The 15,400-nt window shown below is 51.4% G+C and carries 16 protein-coding genes and 1 other RNA gene; 7 read left to right on the forward strand and 10 right to left on the reverse strand.

Annotated elements, in window-relative coordinates; all coding sequences use genetic code 11:
* Nucleotides 1–77: 77 nt before the first annotated feature.
* From NSQ46_RS08940 to NSQ46_RS08960, 5 genes are all read right to left on the reverse strand, one after another.
* Complete coding sequence (locus NSQ46_RS08940) at nucleotides 78–1,112, reverse strand: M42 family metallopeptidase (protein WP_251537755.1); 1,035 nt, start codon at nucleotides 1,110–1,112, stop codon at nucleotides 78–80.
* A gap of 90 nt (nucleotides 1,113–1,202) precedes the next feature.
* Nucleotides 1,203–1,541, reverse strand: coding sequence for a lipopolysaccharide assembly protein LapA domain-containing protein (locus tag NSQ46_RS08945; protein ID WP_007127689.1), 339 nt, complete (start codon nucleotides 1,539–1,541; stop codon nucleotides 1,203–1,205).
* Nucleotides 1,542–1,652: 111 nt separating this feature from the next.
* On the reverse strand, nucleotides 1,653–3,443 hold the full coding sequence (gene pepF, locus NSQ46_RS08950; RefSeq protein WP_007127690.1) for an oligoendopeptidase F: 1,791 nt from the start codon (nucleotides 3,441–3,443) through the stop codon (nucleotides 1,653–1,655).
* A 201-nt stretch (nucleotides 3,444–3,644) separates the two neighbouring features.
* Nucleotides 3,645–3,827 carry a hypothetical protein gene (locus tag NSQ46_RS08955; RefSeq protein WP_007127691.1) on the reverse strand — a complete coding sequence of 61 codons (183 nt, stop codon included), beginning with the start codon at nucleotides 3,825–3,827 and terminating at the stop codon, nucleotides 3,645–3,647.
* A gap of 3 nt (nucleotides 3,828–3,830) precedes the next feature.
* On the reverse strand, nucleotides 3,831–4,064 hold the full coding sequence (locus tag NSQ46_RS08960; RefSeq protein WP_007127692.1) for a hypothetical protein: 234 nt from the start codon (nucleotides 4,062–4,064) through the stop codon (nucleotides 3,831–3,833).
* Between the two features lie 196 nt (nucleotides 4,065–4,260).
* Here NSQ46_RS08960 and NSQ46_RS08965 point away from each other — a divergent pair, with 196 nt between their 5' ends.
* The 3 genes from NSQ46_RS08965 to pfkA all read left to right on the forward strand — a co-directional run bounded on the left by NSQ46_RS08965 (nucleotide 4,261) and on the right by pfkA (nucleotide 6,820).
* Nucleotides 4,261–4,458, forward strand: a complete 198-nt coding sequence (locus NSQ46_RS08965) for a cold shock domain-containing protein (RefSeq protein WP_028405178.1) — start codon at nucleotides 4,261–4,263, stop codon at nucleotides 4,456–4,458.
* A gap of 284 nt (nucleotides 4,459–4,742) precedes the next feature.
* Nucleotides 4,743–5,825 carry a tetraprenyl-beta-curcumene synthase family protein gene (locus NSQ46_RS08970; RefSeq protein WP_007127693.1) on the forward strand — a complete coding sequence of 361 codons (1,083 nt, stop codon included), beginning with the start codon at nucleotides 4,743–4,745 and terminating at the stop codon, nucleotides 5,823–5,825.
* A 23-nt stretch (nucleotides 5,826–5,848) separates the two neighbouring features.
* The gene (gene pfkA, locus NSQ46_RS08975) at nucleotides 5,849–6,820 is read left to right on the forward strand and encodes a 6-phosphofructokinase (protein ID WP_007127694.1); all 972 of its coding nucleotides are present in this window, start codon (nucleotides 5,849–5,851) and stop codon (nucleotides 6,818–6,820) included.
* A 98-nt stretch (nucleotides 6,821–6,918) separates the two neighbouring features.
* On the opposite strand, the gene NSQ46_RS08980 is transcribed toward pfkA, so the two are convergent.
* From NSQ46_RS08980 to NSQ46_RS08995, 4 genes are all read right to left on the reverse strand, one after another.
* Nucleotides 6,919–8,313: an MATE family efflux transporter gene (locus NSQ46_RS08980; protein ID WP_007127695.1), complete on the reverse strand. Its 1,395-nt coding sequence runs from the start codon at nucleotides 8,311–8,313 to the stop codon at nucleotides 6,919–6,921.
* A gap of 344 nt (nucleotides 8,314–8,657) precedes the next feature.
* Nucleotides 8,658–9,845: a putative glycoside hydrolase gene (locus tag NSQ46_RS08985; protein ID WP_340899905.1), complete on the reverse strand. Its 1,188-nt coding sequence runs from the start codon at nucleotides 9,843–9,845 to the stop codon at nucleotides 8,658–8,660.
* A gap of 417 nt (nucleotides 9,846–10,262) precedes the next feature.
* Nucleotides 10,263–10,457 carry a hypothetical protein gene (locus NSQ46_RS08990; protein ID WP_007127697.1) on the reverse strand — a complete coding sequence of 65 codons (195 nt, stop codon included), beginning with the start codon at nucleotides 10,455–10,457 and terminating at the stop codon, nucleotides 10,263–10,265.
* Nucleotides 10,458–10,616: 159 nt separating this feature from the next.
* Nucleotides 10,617–11,438 (reverse strand): YitT family protein, encoded by an 822-nt coding sequence (locus tag NSQ46_RS08995; RefSeq protein WP_007127698.1) that lies wholly within the window; start codon nucleotides 11,436–11,438, stop codon nucleotides 10,617–10,619.
* A gap of 289 nt (nucleotides 11,439–11,727) precedes the next feature.
* On the opposite strand from NSQ46_RS08995, the gene NSQ46_RS09000 reads away from it, so the two are divergent.
* Nucleotides 11,728–13,317: a DEAD/DEAH box helicase gene (locus NSQ46_RS09000; RefSeq protein WP_007127699.1), complete on the forward strand. Its 1,590-nt coding sequence runs from the start codon at nucleotides 11,728–11,730 to the stop codon at nucleotides 13,315–13,317.
* A gap of 163 nt (nucleotides 13,318–13,480) precedes the next feature.
* On the opposite strand, the gene NSQ46_RS09005 is transcribed toward NSQ46_RS09000, so the two are convergent.
* Entirely contained in the window at nucleotides 13,481–13,579 is a 99-nt protein-coding gene (locus NSQ46_RS09005) for a hypothetical protein (protein ID WP_007127700.1), read from the reverse strand.
* A gap of 189 nt (nucleotides 13,580–13,768) precedes the next feature.
* Here NSQ46_RS09005 and NSQ46_RS09010 point away from each other — a divergent pair, with 189 nt between their 5' ends.
* The 3 genes from NSQ46_RS09010 (at nucleotide 13,769) to NSQ46_RS09020 (ending at nucleotide 15,347) form a co-directional block, all read left to right on the forward strand.
* A complete protein-coding gene (locus NSQ46_RS09010) occupies nucleotides 13,769–14,584 on the forward strand; it encodes a DUF624 domain-containing protein (RefSeq protein WP_007127701.1) in 816 nt (271 codons plus the stop codon).
* Between the two features lie 35 nt (nucleotides 14,585–14,619).
* A non-coding RNA gene (ssrS, locus tag NSQ46_RS09015) (6S RNA) lies at nucleotides 14,620–14,811 on the forward strand.
* A gap of 143 nt (nucleotides 14,812–14,954) precedes the next feature.
* Nucleotides 14,955–15,347, forward strand: a complete 393-nt coding sequence (locus NSQ46_RS09020; protein ID WP_007127702.1) for a DUF1499 domain-containing protein — start codon at nucleotides 14,955–14,957, stop codon at nucleotides 15,345–15,347.
* Nucleotides 15,348–15,400 lie beyond the last annotated feature (53 nt).

The raw sequence follows: 15,400 nt of genomic DNA on the forward strand, positions 1-15,400 counted from the left end.
AAAGGGACGCCCGTCGGCCAATGGCCGTAGCGGGCGTCCCTTTTTACCGGTTCGGAGCTTATTTCTTTACATCTTGATTATTTGACATAAGCGGCAAGCAGCTTCACTGTATTTAAAACGGCCTGTTTATGCGTTCTTTCCATCGCATGGGATGCGTGAACGCCCGGTCCGATGAGCGCTGCTTTGATGTTGCTGCCTGCGCCGAGCGCGGCCGATGCATCCGAGCCGTAATGAGGGTACACGTCAACGGCATATGCAATGCCTTCCTGTTCGGCCAGCTGGATCAGACGGCTTGTCATTTCATAATCGTATGGACCGGAGGAATCCTTGGCGCAGATCGAAACGTCGGTTTCCTTGCAGCTTAAATCATCGCCGATACAGCCCATATCCACGGCGATGAGCTCCTTGATGTCCGAAGGAATGTAAGCTGCGCCGTGTCCGACCTCCTCGTAGTTCGAGATCAGTACTTTAACATTGTATTTCGGCTTCCAATTCTCGCGTTTCATGCTCTCCAGAAGGCCGAACAGCGCAGCAACGCTTGCCTTGTCGTCAAGATGCCGGGATTTGATAAAGCCGCTTGGCGTAATGACCGCACGGGCGTCGAAGGATACGAAATCGCCGACGCCGATGCCGAGCTTCTTCACATCATCCGCAGACTCAACCCATTCATCGATTCGGACTTCCATATTGGCTTCCTCGCGTTTGAACTTGCGGGCATCGCTGTAGACATGCACCGATGGGTGCGTGGACAGGATAGTGCCCGTATATTTCTTGCCGCTGCGGGTGTGAATGACGCAGTATTCGTTCTCAATGCTGTTCATCATATAACCGCCGACGGAAGTGAGCCTCAGCGTGCCTTCGGATTTGATGGCGCGAACCATGGCGCCGAGCGTATCCACATGCCCGCTCAAGCCTACCGTACGGCTGGTATCCTGTCCCGTGATGGACAGGATCGCCCCGCCTTTTTCATTCCAGGCCAGCGGGACGGAAAGGGAGGCAGCCTCCTTCTCGATTCGTTTCATGATATGTCCTGTATATCCGGTCGGACTTGGGGTATCCAGCAATTCCTTCAACAGATTGAGGATATAGGTTTCATTCGGTTGTATCGACATCTGGCTAACAGCCTCCTCGGATTTGTATGTATGAGCTGGGAACAACCAATGGAAGCATAGGATGTGAATCCATAAGGCAGGAACCGTTATCTAGAGCTTCGGACCTTCCTTGGATTCTTCCTTCTGCTCTTCCTCCAGCTGGTGATCCGCGGCATGCATTTCAGGGGTGTATCCCGTAACCTCACGGATATGGATGAGCTGCTCTGCGAGCGAACGGATTTCCTTCTGCATCTGATATTGGCGGTAGATGCCGAATGCTCCGACGATCAATCCCCCGATCAGCGAGCAGCCAATAATCAGCAGGATTAGCGGGATGTCGACGGTACCGAACAGCAAATTCACCTGTACCGGATTGACGTTGATGACGGCAAATACAGCCGTGATTAATGCAAACAGCAGGGCAGCGATTAATGACCATTGAATCTTCACTGGGAACACCTCCTTCCTCACACAGTATAAAATCCCTTGCCTGCAAGGGCAAGGGATTTTATTCCACCGGTCAATTGAGATCGATTGTAAACGCGGGTAAGTGCTTGATCGTTATTTCGTCAACTGCTCCATTTGGTTGATAATATCCTCGAAAACGCTCATCGCTTCGCGAATCGGCTCCGGCGAGGACATATCCACGCCGGCTTTCTTCAGGATGTTAATGGAATAGTCGCTGCCGCCGCTCTTAAGGAAGCCGAGGTAACGATCCACCGCCGGCTGGCCGTCTTCCAGAATTTGCTTCGAGAAGCTCGTTGCAGCGGAGAAGCCGGTCGCGTATTTGTATACATAGAAGCTGGTATAGAAGTGAGGGATGCGGGCCCACTCCATTCCGATCTCCTTGTCTACCTGCATGCCTTTACCGTGGTACTTGACGTTCAGGTCGTAATAAATGTCCGATAGATCCTGAGCCGTCAAGGATTCACCGCTCTCGGCGCGCTCATGGACGATCTTCTCGAATTCGGCGAACATCGTTTGCCGGAAGACGGTCGTCCGGAACTGATCGGCATAATAAGTGAGCAGGTACATCTTCTGTTTCGGATCCTTGGCGTTCTTAAGCAGGTAATCCATCAGCAGCGCTTCGTTCGTTGTGGAAGCCACTTCAGCCAAGAAGATCGTGTACTGCGCATCACGGTATTTCAAGTTGTTGTCGGAATAATACGAATGCAGCGCGTGCCCCATTTCGTGAGCCAGGGTGAACATGCTGTTCAGGTTATCCTTATGGTTCAGCAGCACGTAAGGATGGGTGCCGTAAGCGCCCCAACTGTATGCGCCTGTACGCTTGTTTTCGTTCTCATAGACATCGATCCAGCCGTTGTCATAGCCTTCCTGCAGACTCTTCAGGTAATCCTCGCCAAGCGGGGCGAGTCCTTCCTTGGTCATCTGCTTCGCTTCCTCGTACGTAATGTCCCACTTGTACTCTTCGACAAGCGGCGCGAACAAATCGTACATATGCAGCTCATCCACGCCAAGCAGCTTCTTGCGAAGCTCCATGTAGCGGTGCAGGAGCGGGAGGCTCTCGTGGATCGTATCGATCAGGTTTGTGTAGACTTCCTTCGGAATGTTATCGCCATATAAAGCCATCTCCAGCACGGACGGATACTTTCGTACACGCGAGTAGAAGATGTTCTTGTTCACATTGGCATTAAGCGTCGCGGCCAAGGTGTTCTTCTGCTTGCCGTAGGTTTCGTAGACGGCTTTGAACGCACGCTCGCGGACTTCGCGATTCGGACTTTCAAGGAATTGAATGTAGTTCCCGTGGGTCAGCTCCACTTCCTTGCCGTCCTCGTTCTTGATTTTCGGAAACTTCATATCCGCGTTGTTCAGCATGCCGAATATGGTCTGCGGCGCAGAGGATAGATTTCCGACCTGGGCCAGAAGCGCTTCTTCGGTTTTGGAGAGCACATGGGCTTTCTCCCGCTTCATTTCAACAAGGGTGAATTGATATTCCTTCAGCAGGGGATCGGCAATCAATTGATCCAGCTCCGCATCGGAGAGGGCCAGAATTTCCGGCGTAATGAAGGAGAGGGATTCGCCCACCTCAACATTGAGCTTTTTGGCTTTGGCGGACAAAGCCTGATATGTAGGATTCGCGGTATCTTCGTCATGATGCATATGAGCATATACGTACAGACGCTCGGCATGGTAGGAAATTTCGTCTTCGAGCTCGAAGCATTCCTTGATTGAAGCGGCATTGTTTAATTTGCCTTGATAATCGGCCGTTTTCTTCAGCAGGTCCTTCAGCTTGGCAAAGCTGTCGTCCCATGCCTGTTGATCGGCGAACATGTCCTCAAGCTTCCATTGGTGCTCCTTCGGGACTTCGGAGCGTTTCAGTAGTTGTTCCATAGAGATCCTCCTTGCATGATATGTATTATTTGGAGTCCGGGCTTCTTCAGTATAGGCTTCGGAGCGGGCAGCGGCACAAGGCAGCAGGCAGAGGACCAGCGTAATGCAAAGCGCCTTGGAACCTTTCATGGCACAACCTCCTCGAATTCATCGCATTCGAGCGATAGTATGCCGCGTACCCGGCTCTTTCATCCTTATAAATTATGAGGAACCCAGATTAATAAAAGTGTATACAATAAGGTAAAAGGCAAACAAAATGAAGGCGGCGGCAATCAGGGCCATTCCGCGGCGCAGCCTTGCCGGGATCCGGTCACGATTCAGGATCATGATGGCGCCAAGGCTGAACGCCAAAATAATGAAGATGACAATATTCGTGGTATCCATCGTTTACACCTGCTTAAAGGAAGCCATGATGTCCTGCCATTCCTCTTCCCGTCCTTCGAAATCCTCTTTGGGGAAGCGATTCCTAGCCCATTCCATCAAGGCCGGCCGGCTCATGAAGGTATGCGTCTCTTCGCCCCACTGGTCGGAAATTTCGCGGAGTACAATGTAGCGGCCCTGAACCTCGACCGTCATCATGTTCCACTTGTCTTTTTTGTATATTTCATGTTTTTTGATCATATGCATTCTCCGTCCGCTACTTAGGCTTTTGGGTCAATGATAACGCACACAAGGGCTCAAAAGCAAATCATGATGACGTAAAAATATCGGTCCAAAAAAGCTCCATCTGGGGGTTTGACGGATTGCATTGTCGGAAAACATGGGATATAATATGGATATTCGCCATAGATGGCGGTATTTTTAGGAGGTTGTTCATTTGAAAGGTACAGTTAAATGGTTTAACGCAGAAAAAGGTTACGGCTTCATTTCCGTTGAAGGTGGCGAGGATGTATTCGTACACTTCTCCGCAATTCAAGAAGAAGGTTTCAAAACTTTGGAAGAAGGTCAAGCGGTAGAATTCGAAATTACAGAAGGTAACCGTGGTCCTCAAGCAGCCAACGTAACAAAACTGTAAGCTAACTCCGAAGAGGAGATCTTATAGAATTACCTAGGCATGAAGCACAGTTCTCCCTGAGAACTGTGTTTTTTTGCGTGGGATGGCCTGTTCACGGGTACAGCTGATCCATCATGGTTGGTATATTATGATTGTCTTCTTGGGGATAGCTGGAAGTAACGGCCTTCCACCATGGCCTTTGTGCCGTCAATGACGTGTGTTATTTGTGCAAAATGACCGATCATATTATAATAGGTTTGATTTGGATAGGTATAAAAAAGACAACCATGTGGAGGCAGAGTTCATTGAATAATCAAGAGCTAAGCCGCAAGGTTCCGCGAAGCCCGGTTGGATTGATGAGCCGGGTATACCGATATATTCTCCCGGAAGTGCGGGCTGAATTGGAGAAGTGGCGCCGGGAGGCTGAGCAAATTCCGGATGAGGAGCTTCGGAAGCAGGCGTTGGCCAGTATAGAGACGAAAAGATTCCACTGCCAGGGAGGCGCGGTATATGCCGCCGCCAATTTGCCAGAGAAGCATATACTCATCCCGTTGATTGTTGCTTACCAGACGATCAGCGATTATCTCGATAATTTATGTGACCGCAGCACTTCGCTGGATCCGGCGGATTTTCGGCAGCTCCATCAATCGATGCTGGATGCCGTTACGCCTGAAGACGAGATGGCGGATTATTACTCGCTCCGAACCGAGAGGGAGGATGGAGGCTATCTGGCCGGACTGGTGCAGACATGCCGGGACTGCATCGGCCAATTGTCGGGATATGAGGCAGCAAAGCCATACATAAGGAAATTGGCCGGGCTGTACACGGATCTGCAGGTTTACAAGCATATCCACCCGGATCAGCGGGAGGCTGCATTGCTTGAATGGTGGTCCCAGCATGCCCATCATACGCCGCACTTGCGGTGGAATGAGTTTGCTGCTGCAACGGGATCCACGCTGGGCGTATTCATGCTGTTTTTGGCTGCGACCGATCCGTTTTTGGATGATGAGGATGCATCCAGAATTCATGCCTCTTATTTTCCGAATGTATGCAGTCTCCACATTATGCTGGATTACCTGATTGATCAGGACGAAGACAGGCTGGGCGGCGATCTGAACTTTTGCAACTACTACGAAGATGCCGATACGATGCTGAACCGCATTGCTTCCATTGTCGATTGGGCCCGGAAGGATGTCAGAGCAATTCCCTCCACCCCTTTTCATCGGATGATCATTGAGGGATTACTGGCGTTATATTTATCCGATCCAAAAGTCAGCGAGCAGCAGCTGGTTCGCACCGTGTCCAAACGCCTGATGAGGAGAAGCCCGATGACAAGGCTGTTCTTCTACGTCAACAGTCGTTGGATTCGCAAGCATAAGCATGAGTGACATAGAAGGAGGAAACAAGAATTATGACAGCAGTCAAAAAAATTGCAGTTCTTACGAGCGGCGGGGATTCCCAGGGGATGAACGCAGCGCTTCGCGCCGTGGTGCGCAGCGGTTTGTATTATGGGCTTGAGGTATACGGGATCCAGCGCGGATACCAGGGGCTTCTCGAGAACGATATTATCAAGATGGATCTTCGCAGTGTTGGGGATATCATCCAGCGGGGAGGCACGATTCTTCGGTCGGCCCGATCCGCGGAGTTCAAGACGCCGGAAGGGCAGCAGAGGGGCGCTGATGTGCTGAATCAGCACGGCATCGACGGACTCGTTGTCATCGGCGGCGACGGCTCTTACCAAGGCGCTAACAAGCTGAGCAAGCTCGGCATCAAAACGATGGGTCTGCCGGGAACGATTGACAACGATATTTCCTTTACCGACTACACGATCGGCTTTGACACCGCGGTAAGCGTCGTTGTCGATGCGGTTAACAAATTGCGCGACACGATGTCCTCTCATGCGCGCTCATCCGTCGTCGAGGTCATGGGACGCCACTGCGGCGACATTGCGCTGCATGCAGGGCTTGCCTCCGGCGCAGAGACTATTTTGGTCCCTGAAGTGGAATTTAACCTGGATGAGGTGGCAGAGCGCCTCAGAGAGAACTTTGCGAAGGGCAAGCGCCACAGCATCATTATTGTAGCCGAAGGCGTGGGCCGGGGCGAAGACGTTGTCAGCAAGCTGAAGGAATGTCATGCTTCCATCGACGCCCGCGTAACCGTGCTTGGACATATTCAGCGCGGCGGTGCGCCAACGCCGTTCGACCGCAATCTTGCCAGCCGTCTCGGCGACTTCGCCGTACGCAGCCTGATCAACGGAGAATCGGATAAAGGGTGCGGCATCATCAAAGGCGAGCTCGTCCTGACCGATATTGACAAGGTCGTGAATACGAAGAAGGAATTCAATCGAGAGTTGTACGATCTGGCACTTCGTCTGTCGCAGTAATCGAATTACGGATTTCCTTTAATGCACAACCAAAAGAAGACCGCCTTCCATTGCAGAAGCTGAAGCGCTGCAATGGAAGACGGTCTTTTTTAATCGGGCTATTGATGATGAGGAAGCGAGGAAGCGGCTGATCGAGCAGGCATCTGTTGCTCGGTGAATCTGCGCTGGATCTTGACCAGGCGCCTCAGCATAAGCGCTGCACCGGCGGCAAGGCCCGTTATGAGGCCGATCCAATAGCCGAAGGCGTGCCAATCCGTGTAATTGGCCAGTACATATCCGACGGGCAAGCCGATCACCCAGAACGAGACGAGGGCCAGGATGAAAGCCACATTCACATCTTTGTACCCCCGCAGCGCTCCCTGCGTCGGTGTCGCAATGGCGTCCGAGATCTGGAAGAAGATCGCATACAGGAGAAACTGCTGGATGAGTGCGATTACGGCAGGTTCATTCGAGTACAAGCCCGCAACCTGGCGTCCGGCAACAAGCAGAATGACGGCCGTTATCAGCGAGAGGATGACGGCGGTGCCGATCCCAAGCTTGGCGTACTGCCATGCATCCTTCATCCGACCCGATCCGACCTCGTAGCCTACCAGGATCGTTAAGCTCATGCAGATGCTCAGCGGCAGCATGTACAGCGTGGAGGCAAAGTTCAAGGCTGCTTGGTGCGCGGCGATCGTAGCCGTATCAAAGCCGCTCATCAGCAACGTTACGGCTGCAAACACGGCGGTTTCCAGGAAAATCGAGAAGCCAATGGGCAATCCGATCTTCAAATGTCCCTTCCAAGCGCTGAAGGAAATCTTGGAGAAACTGCGGAAGATGCCGTATTCAGCAAACGGGTGCACCCGGTGGACGGTTATGATCGCAATGACCAGCACCGCCCAGTAGGTAATGGCGGATGCAACGCCGGCCCCGACGCCTCCAAGCCTGGGAAAGCCCCAAAAGCCATAGATAAAGAGGGCATTCAGCCCGACGTTGATCGGAAGCGTAATCAGGGTGATGACCATGGAAATTTTGGTTTGTCCAAGGGCATCGATAAAGCAGCGGAGCACCGTATAGGCGAACAGCGGAATAATGCCTGCCGAAATGGCGGCCAAAAACCTCGCGGCGACATGGCGAACCTCAGGCTCCAGGTTCATCGCTCCGAGAATGCTCGGGACGACGGCGTATCCCGCAGCGAGCACGATAACGGCCAGCAAGATGGACAGCCACAGTGCCTGGTTAACCTGATAGGCCACCTTGTTCTCCTGGCGCCCGCCGACCAGCTGGGAGACGACGGGGGTAATTCCCATCAGAATGCCGCTGAGTCCGGTCTGTACCGGAACCCAGATGCTGGTGGCGATCGCAACGCCGGCCAGATCGACGGAGCTGAATTTGCCGGACATATTCGTATCGAAAAAAGTAATGGCGGATAAAGCCAGCTGTGTTACGAGAATGGGGATGAGAATGACGGCGAACTGCCTCAGTTTCCCCTGGATCGTCGTGGTAGATTGCATGCTGCATATTGCCTTTCTCTCTTTAGTATTTGCACGCTGTCCGAATGCGAGCGGTGACCATTCGTTAGATTCGCGCCACACCGCGCGCAGTAAAAGAACCAAAGAATGACATCCTTTTAGGCTCGGACCGGGAAAGTGCATGTCCCACAATCATCATAGCATCCGATGTCAAGACATGAATCCTTCGCCAAGCCTCCATATTCGTAAATGGAGCGAAAGGTTCATTTACGTCCATATGCCGGCCGAAATAACTCAATCTCTCCGTTCAGGCATGGGAGCGCAGCCCTGTTCGAGCAGTCTCATGAAAAAGAGCCCGGCCGCATGATCGGCCTGGCTCTTAAGGTTTATTTATACTTCACGCCTTCCGTATAACGGTTGGAGGCGTTCCAGAGCAAATACTCGTCGACTCCGGTATCTTTCAAGGCCCGAATCTGCTCTTCAATCTGTTTTTTCCCGTATTTGATATAATTCCCTTTGCCCAGCCAGCTGGCCGTGAAATCCTGAATCCATGGGCGGATGATCGGCTTATTGTCGCCCAGCTCTTTGAGTTTCTTGTGGGTATCCTCCATCGATCCCTTGATGGTCTGGTACGGAGCCTTATCCGGCACCTCGGCGCCGAACCAGCCCGTCGTGTAGTGGCTCGGGTATACCATCGGGCTGATAATATCCACATTATTCGATATCTTTACAAAATCCTGGCCGATTCCTTCTGCTGCCGGCACCGATGCCGCGTAGCCGAAAATATCGACGGAAACGCGGATGCCGAGCGGTGCAAGCTCTTCACGGGCATACTGGACGAAATCCGATACGACATCGACGCGGGACTGCTCGGTTTTCACATACTTCAAAGTGTCGGCCCGCTTCTCAAAGCCTTCCGGGAACCGGACATAGTCGAACTGGATCTCCTTAAAGCCGAGCTTGGCTGCTTCTTTGGCGATTTCGATATTGTAATCCCATACCTCTTTACTGTACGGATTGACGAAGCTGTCTCCGCCGCCGTTGGTCCACACGGTGCCGTCTCCTTTGCGGAAGGACAGCTCCGGATTCTTCTTGGCCAGGATCGTATCCTTGAACACGACGACACGGGCGATCGGATAAATGTCATGCTTCTCCAGCCGTTTCATCAGCTGATGGATATCCTTGATAAAGGGCTGGGACTTTCCAAGCTTTTGAAGCTTCGGATTATCGGTTTTGTACGTTATGTAGCCTTCGTCGTCCTTGATATCGATGACCATGGCGTTCAGCTCCGTTGTGTCCATCAGGTCAATAAGCTGTGTCATTCTGGAGCCCCCGGCACTGTAAGCTGTTACATAAATGCCTTTGACTTTCGGTGCGTCGACTTGCGGGTCGATCTCGGTCGTATTCGGCTTGATGCCGTTCTGTCCCTGACCCTTCCCCTGATTTTGATGCATGCTCTGAATCACTGCGGAGTTCCAGGAAGCCTGCAATTGGGTTGTAAGCGGGCTCTCCTGCGCGCCGGAGCCGCCAAAGCCCGCGGCAGCCAAGATGAAAAATGCCAAGATGATGTTCATAATTACTCTCTCCCTTGTCTACATTCACCATGATTATAATGGAACCGCAGCTTTCAAAAAGAACAGGTTTGTTACATTCGCCCAAGATATGGAGCTAAAGCATGCGGTATTGGTTCATTAAACGGGTGAAGGGCAATTTAAACGACTTTTCCATATTTACCGAAAGTGGACATAATTACGATAGGAAATTGAAGGGAGGACAGTTAATTGCAGACGGATTGCCTAGATCAACGATCCTGCATCGGATTTTAGAAATGCACCGGCAAAGACGAGCGATAATGTTTAGGATGAGGGGCTTAAGCTTGGCCAAGCCGGGCTGTCGTCGTAGGAGAATTCGGGCAAAAAATGCCGCTGTTCAGCGGCATGCACCGGTGAACAACGGCATTGATCTTGCAAATATTTCAAGCGGATATTCCATTAATGCAGCAGCGTGTGGCTTTGGTGTTCGCAAATGCTGTACTGAATAATTTCCAAAGCGTCATCCTGCTCCAAAATATTCAGCCCGTCCCTCAAAACGATCATGGAATTTAGCTCGCTCTGTCTGAAGAACGGAATCATTTCCGGGAACCACTTCATGACGATCTGTGACAATTTTACCGTTTCCATTTCCATAAAAAATCACCCTCTCCTTCCAAATTTGGTCAGGCAGGACGTTCTTATTGTAAAACGGAAAAACATTAAAATTGGGGCAACGAAGAGTAGCTCATGAATATTGTAGGAACCTGGCATTCATATTATACCACAAAAATTGCCGTGTTTTCATCTTGGCAATTAGTTCTTGCGGAACTGTCCCATCACCGCAACCGTCTCCACGATGTTGACGAAGGCGTCCGGATCAGTCTGTGTAATGATATGCTTTAATTCGGCGAGCTCGTATTTCGTCGTGACCGTCATCAGCATGTCCTTCTCCTTGTGGCTGAACGCCCCCTGGGTTTTGATCTTCGTAACGCCCCGTGGGCGCTTGAGCAGCTTCTCCAGCAGGGCCTCGGTCTGATTCGTTACAATGAACACGGTCACTTTGATATGGCTGATGTGCAGCATATCGATCATTTTGCCCGCCAGGTAAATGGACACCATGGAGGCAAGCGCGAGGTTCCAGTCGTTCTCGAGATAAGTGACGGCCAGGATAACGATGGCGTTCAGCGATACCAGGACGCTGCCGACCGGAAAGTCGCGATATTTCGTGACGATGGAGCCGATGATGTCAAATCCCCCGGTCGAGCCGCCGACCCGGAAGGACAGGCCGGTTCCGAAGCCGACCAGGATTCCTCCGAAGACGGCGGAGAGGAGCATGTCGGTGGCGACGGCGCTGACCGGAATGATCTCGAGAAACACCGTTGTCACGAGGACCGAGAGCACGCTGAGCACGACAAAATGTTTTCCAAGCTGGAACCACCCTGCAAGGAGGATGGGAATGTTGAGCACGAAGTACAGGATGCTGATATTAAGCGGCGTGAAATAACCGATCAGCATGGCAACGCCGGAAACGCCGCCGCTGAGCAGATGGTGCGGAATCAGAAACAGATTGAAGCCTGCGGCAATGATGATGCCGCCGAATAGGATGGAGAAGTAGGTCCATAGACGCTTCAACATAGGAATCACCTCCCGGTTATTATGACTTCTTGAAGCTTGCTGGTATTCCAGAAATGTTTTGTGATATAATGTATTGGATATTCTTGAGTAGTCCGTTACAATGATAACTTTTTGGAAGCTTATCAGGATGATTATACATTAACCAGTTACACCGCTGGTGATCAGAGAGAAATATACCGGTTCACCTCATGCAGAAAATCCTGCTGGCCGGGAAAGCCTATAAACGTTACCACTACTTAAGAATACAGAGAAGAAAGTGGAGTCCACAGATAGAAGGAGTATGAACCTATTGAAAAATTTTGCAGATTTTGGCTTGGAGCCCCGAGTGCTTCAAGCGATTACGGAACTTGGATTTGAAGAAGCGACACCGATTCAATCCCAATCCATCCCGATTGCCCTCACCGGAAAGGACATGATCGGACAAGCACAGACAGGTACCGGTAAGACCGCAGCATTCGGCCTTCCTCTTATTCACAAAATCGCGAAAGAAGAAGAGCGGATCGTCGCTCTCGTCATGACGCCAACCCGCGAGCTCGCCATTCAGGTTGCCGAAGAGATCGGCAAATTGTCCAGATTTAAAGGGATCCGCTCCCTTGCGATTTACGGCGGACAAGATATAGGCCGGCAAATTCGCGCTTTGAAAAAGAAGCCTCAAATTATTATCGGCACACCTGGCCGATTGCTTGACCACATTAACCGGAAGACCATCCGGCTTGACGATGTTCAAACCGTCGTGCTGGACGAAGCGGATGAAATGCTGGACATGGGCTTCATGGATGATATCCAATCCATCCTGAAGCTGGTACCGGAAAATCGCCAAACCCTGCTGTTCTCCGCAACGATGCCTCCGAACATCCAGAAGCTGGCTTCCCAGTTCCTGAAGGATCCGGAGCATGTATCCGTCATTCCTAAGCATGTGAGCGCACCGCTGATCGACCAAGCCTACATCGAGGTTCCTGAGCGTCAGAAGTTCGAGGCGCTGAGCCGTCTCCTCGATATGGAATCGCCTGAGCTGGCGATTGTATTCGGCCGCACGAAGCGCCGTGTAGACGAATTGGCCGAAGCGCTGCAAAAACGCGGTTATTCCGCAGACGGCCTCCATGGCGACTTGTCTCAGCACCAGCGCGACACCGTTATGCGCAAGTTCCGCGACGGCAGCATCGATGTGCTGGTAGCAACCGACGTAGCCGCTCGGGGTCTGGACGTATCCGGCGTAACGCATGTCGTCAACTTCGACTTGCCGCAGGATCCGGAAAGCTATGTACACCGTATCGGCCGTACGGGCCGCGCAGGGAAAGAAGGAACGGCATGGTCCTTTGTTACCCCGCGTGAAATGGATCATCTGTACTTCATCGAGCGCGTTACCCGTCACCGGATTCCGCGCAAGCCGCTGCCAACGATGGCCGAAGCCATTGAAGGCAAGCAGCGCGTCATCGCTGAACGCGTATTGGAAATCATCGACCAAGGCGAGCTGACCGAATATAAAGGGCTTGCCATCCAGCTTCTGGAGCAGTATGACTCCGTTCAGCTGCTTGCAGCTGCGATGAAGCTCCTGACCGGAGACAAGAAGGAAGCAGCCGATATCCACCTTACGCCGGAGGATCCGATTCGCGCGAAGCGCCGGAAGCCGGACATCCGCAGCGGACGCAAGCCTAGCGGCGGTTATAACGGCCGCAGCGGAGGCTATCGCGGTAACCGCGAAGGCGGTGGCGGCAACCGCGGAGGCTACTCCAAGGGCGGCTACGGTCGTGACGGAGGCGGCAGCTACAATAACCGCGATGGCGGCTACAACCGTGACCGCAACAACAGCGGCGAACGTAAGCAGCGCAGCTACAGCGGCGGCGGCGAACGCCGTCCGAACCGCAGCGGAGACGAGTAATCCGATCGGCAGCGGCAATAGCCCGCTGGCCATCGCTTGAATGGAATGAAAAAGACGAAGCACCTGCCCGCATTCGCATGGGGCAGAGGCGCTTCGTCTTTTTTTACGAGTTCAATGGTGTTTAGCTTAGCTGTATCATGCATTTAAGCTGCTAATTCATCCATTAGATATAGAATGTGCTAAGGATAATAACAAGCAGGATGAAGAGAACCAGAACTACTCCAGTAGTTCCGCCATAACCGTAACCGCCTACGTTAGACATGCATATTCCCTCCTCTGATTAGTGAGAATTGAAGCATTGATTTGAATGGATTACGAGATATCCTATGGTGATATCAGGTTATGCGATTGGATATTCACCCAGACCGCCGCAAATTAGGCTCTGGTCATGCCTATGCGATATAAGGTATATTAATAGATACATGCATGCTTTGAGTGAGGAGGAAAAGATTTGGAAATGAAAGGAGCCATGGGTGGCTTATATAAGCTCACCGAATGGATTACCCGCATCGCGTTTTCTAATATTTTATGGGTTTTATGCACATCGCCATTCCTGTTTATCGTACTGACCAAATTCCTGATGGCCGTCCAGACGCCGGATGCTCATAACGAGCAGCTGCTGTCGAACTGGATTTTGGGGATCTTGTCGCCTTTTGTGCTGTTCCCTGCAACCGCTGCCCTTTTTACCGTAGTCCGCAAGTGGGTGATGGGGAACCCGGATGTACCTGTATTTAAAACGTTTTTCAAGGGCTATAAGGAAAATTATAAGCAAAGCATGATCGGCGGATTCGTCTACACCCTGCTGTTCGTGATTATGTATGTGGATTATACGGTGTATATGACGCAGCTTGGAGACGGCTTTCAGCTCGTCGGCATCGTTATGCTGGTGCTGCTCATCGTGCTGTTCGTCTCGTTGTTTAATTTCTTTTCCATGACGGTCCATTATGAGATGAAGACGACCCAGCTTCTGAAAAATGCGGTCCTGCTGACCTTGATTCGTCCGTTCCGGGTGTTTTCGACGCTTGCCGGAAGCGCTATCTTGGTATATATCGGCACGCAAATGCCTGTGCTGTTCGTGTTCTTCCTCTTCTGCCTGATGGCATTGTTCGCGTTCTTTAACTTCTATGCAACGTTTACCAAGATGCAGGAGCAGCAGGAGAAGATGAGACAAGCCGAGGAAGAGGAATCGGAGACGGAGCAGGCGCTGCTCGAAAGCATGGATAACGTCAAAACCGAGGATAAAGGATCGAAACCGCGAAATTCATAGGTTTACTTTTGCGGCAAAACCCCCTATAATAAGACTACATCCTGCGATGTTCGTTTCGGTTTTCCGTTGTTTTGAACCAATGACGATGTCTAGGGAGATCAATATGTAACCGTGGCTGGAAAGCCCTGTCTATATGACAAGGGGAATTCATAAGCGGTTCTGCGGTCACCCACCTGCTTAAGCAGGTTCGAAGACAATGTTTACCGGACGGCATAGGCGGGTTTCGTACTGATTATGAAGCGGCATCTCTTTATTTCGAATCCGAAGTGAAGAGATGCCTTTTTTTGCTGGATATAAAGGTTTGCTGAAAGCCTAAACAATGTTAAACTAGTAGGTAAAGGAACGGTCATTTATAAAGGAGGAACGGTCTTTGTCATTAAAACGAGTTCTAATCGGTATCGTGCGCAGCTATGACGGCACAAGCGACCGTGCGAAAGATCCCAAGCTGAAGACGCGTTATTACAATCTTTCAAAAGAAAAGTGTTTTGAAGAGGTTACCTCGACACTCAAAAAAATTCCGGGCTATAAAGTGCTGCATGAAGTAAAGTCCGTTGGAGAAATCACACTCGAGAAAAGAACGTCCTTCGGACGAACGCTGGACATTACCGTATCCGTGCTGGGCATCAGTCCCGTACGCAGCGCAGTTGATATGTATTCGGCCTCCCGCGGCTCGCTGGGCGACCTGGGGGCGAATTACCGGGTCATCCTGAACCTGTACGCTGTGCTGGACAAGAAGCTCGGCAAGTATAAAGTGGATGCTTAGGCAATAGATAAAAGCGGGAGAGCTGCTCTCCCGCTTTTTTAAAGGTGATGCTT

It is taken from the genome of Paenibacillus sp. FSL M8-0142 (genome assembly GCF_038597315.1).
GTDB lineage: Bacteria > Bacillota > Bacilli > Paenibacillales > Paenibacillaceae > Paenibacillus_AQ > Paenibacillus_AQ lactis.

Coding starts and splice junctions, on each gene's coding strand:
- pepF (WP_007127690.1), bottom strand. CDS start 3,443: ATGGAACAACTACTGAAACGCTCCGAAGTCCCGAAGGAGCACCAATGG.
- NSQ46_RS08985 (WP_340899905.1), bottom strand. CDS start 9,845: ATGAACATCATCTTGGCATTTTTCATCTTGGCTGCCGCGGGCTTTGGC.
- NSQ46_RS08955 (WP_007127691.1), bottom strand. CDS start 3,827: ATGGATACCACGAATATTGTCATCTTCATTATTTTGGCGTTCAGCCTT.
- pfkA (WP_007127694.1), top strand. CDS start 5,849: ATGACAGCAGTCAAAAAAATTGCAGTTCTTACGAGCGGCGGGGATTCC.
- NSQ46_RS08990 (WP_007127697.1), bottom strand. CDS start 10,457: ATGGAAATGGAAACGGTAAAATTGTCACAGATCGTCATGAAGTGGTTC.
- NSQ46_RS08980 (WP_007127695.1), bottom strand. CDS start 8,313: ATGCAATCTACCACGACGATCCAGGGGAAACTGAGGCAGTTCGCCGTC.
- NSQ46_RS08940 (WP_251537755.1), bottom strand. CDS start 1,112: ATGTCGATACAACCGAATGAAACCTATATCCTCAATCTGTTGAAGGAA.
- NSQ46_RS08960 (WP_007127692.1), bottom strand. CDS start 4,064: ATGATCAAAAAACATGAAATATACAAAAAAGACAAGTGGAACATGATG.
- NSQ46_RS09005 (WP_007127700.1), bottom strand. CDS start 13,579: ATGTCTAACGTAGGCGGTTACGGTTATGGCGGAACTACTGGAGTAGTT.
- NSQ46_RS08995 (WP_007127698.1), bottom strand. CDS start 11,438: ATGTTGAAGCGTCTATGGACCTACTTCTCCATCCTATTCGGCGGCATC.